The organism is candidate division KSB1 bacterium (assembly GCA_034506255.1).
GTDB classification, from domain to species: domain Bacteria; phylum Zhuqueibacterota; class Zhuqueibacteria; order Zhuqueibacterales; family Zhuqueibacteraceae; genus Coneutiohabitans; species Coneutiohabitans thermophilus.
Window position 1 is genome coordinate 116,583 of the sequence record JAPDPX010000011.1, and the last position, 12,408, is coordinate 128,990.

The following is a 12,408-nucleotide window of genomic DNA, read 5'->3' on the forward strand; positions in this document are numbered from 1 at the left end:
TAATTGCCCATTCGCTGTTGCGAAGGGAACTCTTGCGAAAAATGTTCATGCAACGGCTTGGCCATCGCGTCAGCATAAAACTCTCCACGGCTGGGGAAACAAAAATATCGGCGCCACCAAGTTTGAAACATTTCAGGACTGAGATTATTTCAGGAAAGAGCAGGTTGGCGCAAGGCTCGTCGTTCACCGGGGACTTCGGCTCAATGACGGGAAAGTGGAGCGGGCATTGATCGTTCTCCGGGCTCCCTCCTTGCGCGCTCCTCCGCGCCTGCGCCGACCCTATGCGGATGCATGAACGGTGATCTTCCCCCTGCGCTGTTCATTGTTGTGAATCATCTCAAGGAGCCTGCCATGCCTGACACCCTCACCATCATTGACAATCGCACAGGGAAAAAGTATGAAATTCCCATAGTGCATGACACCATCAAGGCCATGGACTTGCGGCAGATCAAAGTCTCTGATGACGACTTTGGGCTGATGAGTTATGATCCGGCTTTTATGAACACCGCCTCCTGCCAAAGCCGGATTACCTTCATCGACGGCGACAAAGGCATCCTGCGCTATCGCGGTTATCCCATCGAACAGCTCGCCGAAAAAAGCTCCTTTCTCGAAGTCGCCTACTTGCTCATCCATGGCGAGCTGCCCAGTCCCGCGGCCTACCAGGAGTGGACCCGGCAGATCACCCATCACACCCTGCTCCATGAGAACACCAAAAAACTCATGGAAGGATTCCACCATGATGCCCATCCCATGGGCATGGTGATCAGCACGCTGGCGGCCCTCTCCACGTTTTATCCGGACGCCAAGAATATTCGCGATCTGGAGGCGCGCAAGCTGCAGATCCACCGCCTGATCGGCAAGATGCCGACGATAGCGGCTTATGCCTATCGCCATCGCCGGGGCCTGCCTTATGTCTATCCGGACAACGAGCTGAGCTACACCGGCAACTTTCTCAACATGCTGTTCAAGATGACCGAGCTCAAGTACCAGCCCAATCCGGTGCTGGAACGCGCGCTCGACATCCTGTTCATCCTGCATGCGGATCATGAGCAAAACTGCAGCGCCAACGTCATGCGCAGCATCGGCAGCTCGCTCGCTGATCCTTTTGTTGCCATGGCCGGCGCCGCGGCCGCGCTCTATGGCCCGTTGCACGGCGGCGCCAACGAGGAAGTCCTGCGCATGCTGCATGAGATTGGCTCCAAGGACAAGGTGCCGGATTTCATCAAGCGCGTCAAAGCCGGCGAAGGCCGCTTGATGGGCTTCGGCCATCGCATCTACAAGAACTACGATCCGCGCGCCAGGATCATCAAGGAGACCGCCGACAAGGTGTTCGAAGTCACCGGCCGCAATCCCCTGCTCGACATTGCCCTGGAGCTGGAGCGCATCGCCCTGCAGGATGATTACTTCATCAAGCGCAAACTCTACCCCAATGTCGATTTTTACTCCGGCATCATCTATCAGGCGATGGGCTTCCCGACCGACGCCTTCACCGTGCTGTTCGCCATTCCGCGAACCGCCGGCTGGATTGCGCAGTGGCAGGAGTTGCTGCTCGATCCCGAGCAAAAGATCGCGCGGCCCCGCCAGGTTTATCTGGGAGCCGGCAAGCGTGACTACGTGCCGATCGACAAGCGGGCGTGAGCGATCACGCGCAGGATTCCGGGTGGTGGCCACCGTGCCGCCCGGCGGCCAACACCCGGGCGCCAGAAAGGAGCGAAGCCATGGCGCGTGTGATGTTGATTGAAGACGAGGCCAATCTCCGGCGGCTTTACCGCCTCGAACTCGGCAGGGAGGGCTACGACGTCATCGATGCCAATTCGGAAGCCGACGCCCTGCGAAAATTGGGGCGGGAAAAGATCGATGCCGTGGTGTTGGACCTGCGCTTGTGGGATCACTGGGGCATCGATCTGCTGGACGAGATTCTGGCCCGGCGGCGGGATGTCCCGATCATCATCAATACTGCCTACAGCCAGTGGCGCAACGATTTTCATCTCTGGGGCGCCGATGCCTTCGTCACCAAATCCTCGGATTTGACGGAATTGAAGCAGGCGCTGGCACACGCCCTCGAGCGCCGTAATTGAGCCTGGGGCTGTGGGATGCTGTATTGGGGGGGTTGCACTGCATCAGCAAGTGCAGGGGAAAAGGGGTGTTTTTTATCGAAGCAGAAATGCCCGCTGTGCGATCCTGGTCAACCACAGCGCCATGAGACCAGAACGAATTACTTGTCGCGGTGCTCCTGCAGGAGGGCCCGCGAAAGCCGCAGCACAAATCATGTATCCGTATCCGCGAGGACAGCCGCGGTCGCTGCGGCCACTCTCCCCGGCTCGTCGAAATCCGGAGCGCATCTGGCAGGAGCTGTCGCTGTGATTGCCGCCCTTCCTCAGCTTCCCGCGGGCTTGCGCTGACCGCTGTGCTTGTGGGAGCAATGAAATCAGCGCCCGCGTTGCCGTTTCCAGCAGCCACATATTGCCGCGTCCTCCCCTCCGCTTGTTTCTTTCCGCCCGCTGCGATTGCGACACCCAGGCGCTGTTCACTGTCTGCCGGTTGCTGTTCCAAAGAAGGAGAACGGCCTCATGAAAATCTCAGTCATTGGCGCGGGCCATGTCGGTGCCACCATCGCCTTGCTGCTGGCGCAGAAGCGTCTGGGCGATATTGTGCTGCTGGATGTGGTGCCGGGCCTGGCGGAGGGCAAGGCGCTCGACATGGCCGAAGCCAGTCCGGTGGATCGCTTTGCGAGCAACATTGTGGGAAGCTGCCGGATTGAAGACGTGCTGGACTCCAATCTGGTGGTGATGGCCGCCGGCCGCGCACGCACGCCCGGCATGACCCGCATGGATTTGCTGGCCCATAATGCCGCGATTGTCACCAGTGTCATGCGTCAGGTGGCGGAGCTGGCGCCGCAAGCCCTGGTCGTGATGGTCACCAATCCCCTGGACGTCATGTGTTATGCCGCATGGCAGACCACTGGTTTTCCCAAGCAGCGCATCCTGGGCATGGCCGGTGCACTGGACGCGGCACGCCTGCGTTATTTCATCGCTGCCGCGCTCAACGTCGCGGTGGAAGATATCCAGGCCATGGTTTTGGGTGGCCACGGCGATGCCATGGTGCTGCTGCCGCGCTACGCGACCGTGTCCGGCATTCCGCTCGCCCAGTTGCTGCCGGCCACGGCGCTCGCCAAAATTCTGGAACGGACACGCGAAGCCGGCACGGAAATCGTGCAGCTTTTGAAAACCGGCAGTGCCTATTATGCCCCCGCGGCTGCCACCGCCCAAATGGTGGAAGCCCTCGTGCTGGACGAACGCCGTCTGCTGCCGGCCTCTGTTTATCTCGAAGGGGAATACAGCCTGCACGACGTCTTTCTGGGCGTGCCCGTGATTCTCGGCGGCAATGGTGTCGAAAAGATCGTCGAGATCGAACTGACGGAGGAGGAGCACGAGGCGCTGCGGCTCTCAGCATTGGAGGTGGCCGAGGGAATCCGCGAATGGCAAAAGCTCGCCCGGCCGGGTTGAAGGCGGTTTATTCTCATTCCCCTGACCTGTCCAAACAGCGATGTCAATTGCTGTAAAAATGAATGAAGAGGTATTTGGACTGCTTGTCGGGAGGTGCAATTATGCTGATGCCGAAACCGTTGCTGAAACCAGCCGCCGGGCTCGGGTTGCTGTGCGCGCTGTGCGTTTGTCATTTGTGTTGCTCCGATCTTGCGTCCCCGATCAACGGACTCAAAACGCACGACGCCGTGCTGCTGCAAGTTCCGGGCTGCCAGCGCGCCGGCCCGGCCGGGTCAGGCCTGGCGGACTCGTGCTTCAGCTTTCAATTCGAGAATGATTTGAAGCTGGAATTTTGCGTCCGTGCCAATTGCTGCCCCGACAGCAACCGCTTCCGGCTGGAGAGCGTGGTGAGACGGGATACCATTACAATCGCCGTGACGGACACGGCAGCCCGGCTCTGCCGGTGCATCTGTCCCTACCTCATTCGCGCACACTTCCGCAAGCTGCCGGAGGCGCATTACGTGGTGGTGTGCAATTACGGCGATTCCCTCTACTTCATGCAGCACGTCTATCGCAAAAATTGAGCGGCTGTGACAACCGGGACCTTCCTGCAATCAAATTTTTTGCAGAGTGATTTTTGCCCCACCGGTAATGCGTGTTGGTCCAAAAACGTTTCAATCCCGGCGGTTCCGAGGTTTCTTACCCCCCCGGGTGTTGCGAGAACCCTGGGGACCTCCGGCAACGGCCAGGCCAGTGCCGGCGCATTTTCTCAAAAGCGCGTGATTGCGAACAGACACTAATTCAGGCGCGATGCCGCAATTCAGGGAGGAAGGATGAAGTACGGCGATCTCCTGGTCAATTTTGCCGCCAGCTTTCTGGTGGCATTCGGCGTGACCGTCCTGGTGACGCTGCTGTGGAATCTGATTGCGTCCGGCACGGCAACGGTGGCATGGCCGGCCGCGTTGCGTTTTGGAATATTGGCCGGCGTCGTGTTTCCGTTGTTGGAAATCTGGCAGCGCAAATCGAAGGGCAGGAAAAGTGATTGAGAATTTTGCCGCATTGCGCCGCCTGGCGCAACAGCGCGGCCCCAAGCGGGTGGCGGTGGTGATGGCGGATGACGCCGTGGCGCTCGCCGCGCTGGCGCAGGCCGTGGCCATGAACCTGGCAACCCCGGTGTTGATCGGCGAGGTGGCGCGCATCCGCGCGCAGCTCGCCATACTCGATGCCGGGGCGGCGCTGGACAATGCCATCTTGATCGCCGCGCCCAACGCCACTGCCGCCGCTGCCACTGCGGTGAACCTGTGCCGCAACGGGGAAGTGGACTTGCTGCTCAAGGGGCACCTGCGCACCGATGAGCTGATGCATGCCGTGCTCGACAAGCAGCAGGGGTTGCACACCGGCCGCTTGTTGAGCGATGTGTTGCTTTATGAAGACACGCTCACGGGCGTCTGCCGGCTGGTGGGCGTGACCGACGGGGGCATCAATGTCCTGCCCACCCTCGAGCAGAAAAAACAAATCCTCGCAAATGGCGTGGCAGTGATGCACGCGCTCGGTTGTGCCCGGCCGCGCGTGGCGTTGCTGAGCGCCACCGAGGCGGTGACCCGGGCGGTACCGTCCACCGTTGAGGCCAGGGCGTTGACCGAGTGGACGGCTGCCGGCGAGGCGGGTGAATGTGAGGTCTTTGGTCCGCTGGCGCTCGACAACGCCCTGCTGGAATCCGCGGCCTTTGCCAAGGGCATCACCTCGCCGGTCGCCGGTCACGCCGATCTCATGGTGGTGCCCAACCTCGAGGCCGGCAACATTCTCGGCAAAGCGGTGAAATATTTCGGCAAATCACCCTGTGGTCATGTGATCGTCGGCGCGCGGGTGCCGGTGTTGATTCCCTCGCGTGTGGAAAGTGCGGAAGACAAGCTCAACGCCGTGGCGCTGGGCGTCGTGCTTCATGCCAGCCAGCTTGCAGAAAATTCGTGAGCCGTTGCCTTGCGCTCCAACGGCAGGCTCTTCATGTGGATGACGTCCGGAAGCACGGGAACGACCTGAATTTTGCATCCTCCTCCTGCCACCTCCGCCTGAGAATAAATTCCTCAGGCGCAAAGCTGAAACTGCCTGAGGGCGGCTGCCCATCAATTGGATGATAATCCGGCCGTGGCCGACTTGCACTTTGCGCCCGCAATTTTAATCGCAGGCGGTGAGGGCTACACGACCCATGTAAAATTCAGGAACGCAGCAAGGATGCAACCTCCCGCAAATCCACCCGGCGCCACAGAAAAAACCTCTGGCGCGGGAAAAGAACATGGCGAAAGTGACATTTAAAATTCTCGTCCTCAATCCCGGCTCCACCTCGACAAAACTGGCCCATTTCGAAAACGAGCAGGCCACCTGGACGGAAACGATCCGCCATCGCGAGGCGGAGCTGGCGCCCTTCGCGCGGCAGCCCATGCGCGCGCAGTTGCAGTTTCGTCTTGCGGCGGTTCGGGAGATCTTGCAGGCCCGCACCCTCGACCTGCAGAAACTCGACGCGATTGCCGGCCGCGGCGGCCTGTTGAAACCGCTGGCCAGCGGAACCTATCGCGTGAATGAAGCCATGCTGGCGGATCTGCGTCAGGCGGCGCGCGGCGAACATGCCTCCAATCTCGGCGCTTTTCTGGCGCATGAACTTGCGGCACAGGCCGGTTGCCCGGCATTCATCGTGGATCCCGTCAGTGTCGATGAATGGCCGCCGGTGGCCCGGCTCTCCGGTCTGGCTGGTTTGGAGCGGGAATGCCTCTCGCATGCCCTGAACACCAAGGCCATCGCCAAGCGTTTTGCGGCCGAGCAGGGCAGGGGCTATGGTGAACTACGTTTGATCGTGGCGCATCTCGGCAGCGGCATTTCCATTTCCGCACACGAACACGGCAGAATGATCGACGTCACCAATTCGCGCGAAGAGGGTGCCTTCTCCACCGAGCGGGCCGGCAGCTTGCCGGTGATGAAACTGGTGGAACTTTGCTTCTCCGGCAAATTCAGCCGGCAGGAAATCGAAACCCGCATCTTTCGCGAGGGCGGACTGTACTCTTATCTGAACACCAAAGACTTGCTGGAGGTGTTGCGCCGCTGCCAGGCCGGGGAGGAACAGGCGCAGATCGTGTATGAAGCCATGATTTACCAGATCAGCAAGGAAATCGGCGCGATGGCAGCCGTGCTCGCCGGGCGGGTCGACGCGATCTTGCTCACTGGCGGCATGGTGCATGCACCCGGGCTGGTCGACGCCCTGACCAGCCGTGTGCAGTGGATCGCACCGGTTTTTTGTTATCCCGGTGAAGATGAATTGCAGGCGCTGGCGGAGGGCGCACTGCGCGTGTTACGCGGGCAAGAAGCGGCTTTGGATTATGCTTGAATGACTGTCACACGAGTATCACAATGCTGACGATCCTATTGCTGGCAATGCTCATGATGGAATGGCAGACCGAAGAACTGGTGAAACTGCCACCGCCGCAACAACGCGGCCAGGTTTCTCTCGAACAAGCGCTGGCGGCTCGCCGGTCGCTGCGGACTTTCGGTGCCGCTCCACTGGCGTGGCAGGAGACCGGCCAACTGCTGTGGGCGGCGCAAGGCGTGACTGAACCTCGGGAGGGTCTGCGCACCGCGCCCTCGGCCGGCGCGCTTTATCCCCTGGAAATCTATGTTGCGACTGCTGCAGGTGTCTTTCATTACCAGCCGCGCGCGCATCAAGTACAACGCGTGCTCGCCCGCGATTGCCGCACCGAATTGAGCCGGGCGGCTTGGGAGCAAGAGTGTGTGCGGGACGCCCCCGCGGTTTTCATTCTCACGGCATTCGCCGAACGCACGGCGCGCAAGTATGGCGAGCGCAGCCGGCGTTATGTTGCTTTTGAAGCCGGCCATGCCGCTCAAAACCTGCTGTTGCAGGCAACCGCGCTGGGTCTGGGCGCCGTGCCGGTGGGCGCATTCAGTGACGCGCGCCTCGCGAGCGTGCTGCCGCTCGCTGCCGGCGAACAGCCGCTTTATCTCATCCCGGTGGGCCGGCCGGAATAGTGTTTGGCAGGATTCGTTCTGCCGGAAGGCGAGCGGGCTGGTTGCGCAACGGTTGCAGCAACGTGGAACGCTTCGCACCGAATGCGCCAGGCGCTTCACCACGCTTGGTTTTGGGGCGGGAAATGTTATCTTGTAGCCGGCATGAGAAGACAACTTGTTGACGCCAGATCAGACGTCCGTGCACAGGCGGCGGGCGCGCTGGCCTGCAGCGCGCGAAACCCATGCGCATGAGCAACCGCTTGCTCAGAGAGGAGGAGCAAAAATGGAACTGAAGAGCACAGCATTTGAAGCCGGCGGCATGATTCCCAAACAGTACACCTGCGATGGCCGGAATGTCTCGCCGCCCCTGTCCTGGACCGGCGTGCCGGACGGAACCAGGAGCTTTGCCTTGATTTGTGATGACCCCGATGCGCCCATGGGCATCTGGGTGCATTGGGTGCTGTTCAATCTGCCGGCGGAAACGCGCGAGTTGCCGGAGAATCTGCCCCCGCAGAAGAACCTGCCCAACGGCGCACGCCAAGGTACCAACGATTTCCGCAAAATCGGCTATGGCGGCCCGTGTCCGCCGGGCGGTGAGCATCGTTACTACTTCAAGCTCTATGCGCTTGATGCCTTGCTCGAGCTCAAGGCTGGCGCGAACAAGGCCGATTTGCTGCACGCCATGGAAGGCCACATTCTGGCGGAAAGCCGGTTGATGGGAAGGTATCGCCGGCGCTAGTGGTCTCTCACCTTGGAAAAGCATCGCTACCACTGATGTCCCCCTGCAAGGATCCTGTGAAATCTTGAGCACAGCGCCAAGTACCACACAGGGTTCCTACTGAATGACACGCGAAATCACATGCACAAATCAAGGTGACAATGCACTAGTGTGCTGTGAACGCGCATGGCATGGATGACTGGATGAATTCTTCAGGATAATACTCCACGAATCGACCAAACTAATTGGAAGGGAGTGACAGCATGATGAATCAATCCGACCGTATGACACGCAGGTTTCTGGCCTTTGCTTTCATCGCAGGGCCGCTGCTGCTGCTGTTTTCCGTGGGCGCGTTCACGCTGGGCATTGGTTTGATCCCGCCCGGCATCACCAGTTGGGTGGAAGGCATCTTCGGCGCCTATGCCCTGGCTTTCTTTGTTCCCATCTATCTCGAATTGGCGCGGCGGCTGAGCGCGACGCATCCGGTGTGGGGGATGATCACCTCTTTCACCGGACTGTTGGGCGCGACCACGGGCTTTGCGATCGAACTGGGCCGTCCTCTCGAGCATGTCCTGCGGCAGCACGGCGCCGGCGATGCGGTTTGGCAGGCTTTCTACGCTGCACCCGGATGGGAATACTTGTCCGTGGCCCTGCTCGGGCCGCTGTTTCCGTTGACCTCGATTCTCCTGGGGTTTGGGTTTTTGCGCGGCAAGACTTTTTCGGCGTGGGTGGCGGTGTGCTTAATTCTCGCGGGCGTCTTCTTTCCGCTGGCGCAAGTGTTGGGATGGCAAGTGGCGCTCAAGTTTTTGTATCCTCTTGCAGCCTGCTTGTGGTTGGTGGCGCTTTGGCACATTGCCCGTGAATACCTTAAAACGCAGCCGGCCTGAGGTGGAACGGCTATTGCGTCACCAGGGAAATACTTAGTACCTGAGTTTTACATGCCGGCTTGCTGTTGCCCGGAATAAATGGCGTGTTCACAAAACTCCGTCAGTTATTCCAGGACGAAGTCACGCAAGGCTTTTTTCGAATGTCGAGCGGTTCCGACTTCGAAATTCGCCCGTTTGCCCAAAGCATCACGGCTTCTCTCCCACGAAAATGGCCTGCCACGAAATGTCTTTTTCCGTGGGATTTCTGCTTTCGTGGGCGGATGGTTTGTGTTTGATCCTGATACCTTGTGGTTGCATCGCTGTTGTGCTATAAGCAGAGCGTCCCGGGCGGGGTTGCCGGGCGTGCTCCCTCTCATTTCAAGGCAGGGCCAATAAACAGCTCCAGCGGAGCGAACTGTTTATGGCTGTGCGCCACCCTCAAAATGCAAACTCCGAAGGAGTGGCCTGTAGAATCCACCACCTTTTTGTAGTAGACCATCTCCGGGTTGGTGCCTGAAGGCCCTACTACGAAAGCTCATTTTTCATTCTGAGGGGTGGCGCGCGCGGCATGACAAATTACCAGGAAAATGCCGTAGTGCAGGCTTCCAGCCTGCCTGCAGACAAGATGCCTGCACTACATTATTCATTGTGATGGGTGTGCCAATGCACATGGCAAATTACCATGAAAGCATAATGCGCACACGGCATGGCGCAGGCGCCCAGCACGCCACGTTGGCGGATGCAAAATTCTTCTGCCAGTCGTGCTGCAGTGCGCAACTACTTGTTGGGTCGCAACGTCCAAATCCTGCGCAATCAGAGCATGCCGCCCTGCAAAAGCGGCGGCATGACAGACCCCCGAGGGTTTGAAGCGAGCATGTGTTGATCCCAAAGCCGGCATAGAATTTTGCCGGCCTGTGGTTCTCGTGAAATCGGAGACAGAAGCGGGGCTGCAGGCTGTGAGGCGGCGATCGATTCAGGCGGCTGCCCTCTTTTCGCGGAACAGCGCCCTCCCAACCGAAAAATTCAGGAGGAAATTGCAATGAGTTTCATCGAAGAAAACCGCGGCCCGATCACGATCTTTCATCTGCAGGGCAAGATCATGGGTGATCCGGAAACGCAAATGATGTGCACCCGGCTGAAGGACATGATTGCAGGCGGCGTGAATTGCCTGGTGATGGACTTTGGCCAGGTACAGTGGATCAACAGCAGCGGCATCGGCGCCATTATTGCCTGTCTCACAGCCCTGCGTGATCATGGCGGCGACATCCGTTTTGCCAATCTGCATCATATGACGCAGCGATACTTTCATCTGACCAGGCTGGAAACCGTCGTACAAACCTATCCCAGTGTGGAGGAGGCGGTGGCCAGCTTTGCCTACCAGCCGTCCTCTGCTGAAAATCAACCCGTCGCGGCCACGATGCATTGACCACGAATCTCCCGCAGCGCGCAACCGGTTGTCGCGCCATTGTGAGGAGAGCAGTAGGTTTTCGCCTTCCACGGTGCGCCATCAAACGTCACCGACTTCCGCCGGCACCTCGCGGCGGGGGCGGGGGAAATATCACTCGCGGAGCGGGCGCGGCGCGCTCAGCTTCTGGCGTTCTAATCGCGCCTGCCTTTGGCGGCGGGCGGGCTGCTCCGCTTTTTTCAGAACTGCGAATCTTCTCCCGCCCGATTCGCAATCTCGGGGAATTCCACACTCAGCCGGCCAACCCGACTGCTTTAACCTCCTGATAATCTTATCCCTTTTTCGGGTGGCCCTGATTTATTTGCGGTACACTTATTGTGATATTCAACCAAGTGGATCACTGTGCACTGGCAGCGTGGCGTGTGCCGTTCTGCCTGTGAACGACCTGCCGTGATTCTGCCCGCCTGCCAGAGCCGATCTCTTCCCCAACCTTCCCAGCGCCCAAACCAGGAGACCACCCCATGACTGACAAGCCCAGGAAACGCAAGCGTGCCAAAGCCGAATATCGCATGCGCACGCACTTGATTCATGGCAATTACGAAAGCAAAAAATGGGATTACAACCATCACGTCGTCCCGCCCATGTCCTCTTCCGCGACCTATCGTCTCAGCTCGGCGCAGCGCGGGGCCCAGGGTTTTTTCGAGTTTGCCAGCGAGCATACCGATTTCATCAAGCACGTGCCGATCTACATTTATGACCGCCTGGAGGAGCCGACACGCGGCATGCTGGAGGAGAATCTGGCCTACGCCGAGGGCGGGGAAATGTGTGTGACCTTTGCGAGCGGCATGGCGGCCATCAGTGCCACGCTCGGCATGCTGTGTGAAGCCGGTCACGAAATCGTGGCGCATCAGATTCTCTATGGCTGCACCTACAGTCTGATGACGAACTGGCTGCCGCGCTATCAGGTCAACACCAGGTTCGTCAATCTGCAGAATTTGGAAGAATTGCGCCGCGCTCTTTCACCCAAAACGCGCGTGGTCTATTTTGAAACCCCGGTCAATCCGGATTTGAGTTTGATCGATATCGCGGCCGTGCGCCGGGTGGTGGACGAGGTCAACCGCGACCGGGCGCCGGAGCGGCAGATCAAAATCGTGGTCGACAACACCTTCGCCACGCCGTTCTGCCAGCGCCCGATCGCCCTGGGCGCGGATTTTTCCGTGCACAGCCTGACCAAGGACATCGGCGGCTTCGGCACGGATATGGGGGGAGCGGTCATCGGGCCACAACGGTTTTACAGCCCGCTCCTGCTGTATCGCAAAGATTTTGGTGGTGTGTTGTCACCCAAAAGCGCATGGGCCATTCTGGTGTACGGCCTGCCGACCTTGTCGACGCGCATGATCAACCAGCAGAAGACCGCCTGCAAGGTTGCACGCTTTCTGCAGGAACATCCCAAAGTGGCGCGCGTGGTCTACCCCGGGCTGGAGTCGCATCCGCAATTTGAACTGGCCAAACGCCAAATGGTCGACTATGAAGGCAAATTTGCGCCCGGCGCCATGATCTATTTCGTGCTCAAAGGCAACGACGCACGCCAGGCCGGCAGCCGCGGGGAGGCCTTCATCGACTATATTGCCGACCATGCCTACTCCATCACGCTCGCGGTCAGTCTGGGCCAGATCAAAACCCTGATCGAATCCCCCTACTCCATGACACACTCGGCACTTCCCGAGGAAGAAAAGCGTAAAAGGGGTATGGAACCCGGCGGCATTCGACTGGCGATCGGGCTGGAGGATTGGCATGATGTGATCGAAGATTTGCGTGAAGCATTGGAACAAGTTTGAGCGCCCGTTCGGGAGCGGGAGAAGCGGGCACACGAGTCCGAGTCTGTGACCACCATGCCGTCATCCGCCGGCCGTGATTGCCGTG

At 59.4% G+C, this 12,408-nt stretch carries 12 protein-coding genes; all 12 read left to right on the forward strand.

Annotated elements, in window-relative coordinates; translation table 11 throughout:
* Positions 1-351 precede the first annotated feature (351 nt).
* The 12 genes from ONB52_20175 to ONB52_20230 all read left to right on the forward strand — a co-directional run bounded on the left by ONB52_20175 (position 352) and on the right by ONB52_20230 (position 12,323).
* Positions 352-1,638 (forward strand): citrate synthase, encoded by a 1,287-nt coding sequence (locus ONB52_20175; protein MDZ7418451.1) that lies wholly within the window; start codon positions 352-354, stop codon positions 1,636-1,638.
* Between the two features lie 80 nt (positions 1,639-1,718).
* Positions 1,719-2,078: a response regulator gene (locus ONB52_20180; protein MDZ7418452.1), complete on the forward strand. Its 360-nt coding sequence runs from the start codon at positions 1,719-1,721 to the stop codon at positions 2,076-2,078.
* Positions 2,079-2,570: 492 nt separating this feature from the next.
* A complete protein-coding gene (gene mdh / locus ONB52_20185) occupies positions 2,571-3,506 on the forward strand; it encodes a malate dehydrogenase (protein ID MDZ7418453.1) in 936 nt (311 codons plus the stop codon).
* 101 nt (positions 3,507-3,607) lie between these two features.
* Positions 3,608-4,069, forward strand: coding sequence for a hypothetical protein (locus ONB52_20190; GenBank protein ID MDZ7418454.1), 462 nt, complete (start codon positions 3,608-3,610; stop codon positions 4,067-4,069).
* Positions 4,070-4,318: 249 nt separating this feature from the next.
* Positions 4,319-4,531, forward strand: coding sequence for a hypothetical protein (locus tag ONB52_20195; GenBank protein MDZ7418455.1), 213 nt, complete (start codon positions 4,319-4,321; stop codon positions 4,529-4,531).
* Positions 4,524-5,456, forward strand: coding sequence for a phosphate acyltransferase (locus ONB52_20200; GenBank protein ID MDZ7418456.1), 933 nt, complete (start codon positions 4,524-4,526; stop codon positions 5,454-5,456). Before ONB52_20195 ends, ONB52_20200 begins: the two co-directional genes overlap by 8 nt.
* A gap of 322 nt (positions 5,457-5,778) precedes the next feature.
* Positions 5,779-6,861: a butyrate kinase gene (gene buk, locus ONB52_20205; protein ID MDZ7418457.1), complete on the forward strand. Its 1,083-nt coding sequence runs from the start codon at positions 5,779-5,781 to the stop codon at positions 6,859-6,861.
* A gap of 23 nt (positions 6,862-6,884) precedes the next feature.
* A complete protein-coding gene (locus ONB52_20210; protein ID MDZ7418458.1) occupies positions 6,885-7,517 on the forward strand; it encodes a SagB/ThcOx family dehydrogenase in 633 nt (210 codons plus the stop codon).
* A gap of 262 nt (positions 7,518-7,779) precedes the next feature.
* The gene (locus tag ONB52_20215) at positions 7,780-8,235 is read left to right on the forward strand and encodes a YbhB/YbcL family Raf kinase inhibitor-like protein (protein ID MDZ7418459.1); all 456 of its coding nucleotides are present in this window, start codon (positions 7,780-7,782) and stop codon (positions 8,233-8,235) included.
* Positions 8,236-8,477: 242 nt separating this feature from the next.
* A complete protein-coding gene (locus ONB52_20220) occupies positions 8,478-9,101 on the forward strand; it encodes a hypothetical protein (protein ID MDZ7418460.1) in 624 nt (207 codons plus the stop codon).
* Between the two features lie 1,018 nt (positions 9,102-10,119).
* Entirely contained in the window at positions 10,120-10,506 is a 387-nt protein-coding gene (locus ONB52_20225; GenBank protein ID MDZ7418461.1) for an STAS domain-containing protein, read from the forward strand.
* A gap of 500 nt (positions 10,507-11,006) precedes the next feature.
* The gene (locus ONB52_20230) at positions 11,007-12,323 is read left to right on the forward strand and encodes a PLP-dependent aspartate aminotransferase family protein (protein ID MDZ7418462.1); all 1,317 of its coding nucleotides are present in this window, start codon (positions 11,007-11,009) and stop codon (positions 12,321-12,323) included.
* The last annotated feature ends 85 nt before the right edge of the window (positions 12,324-12,408 follow it).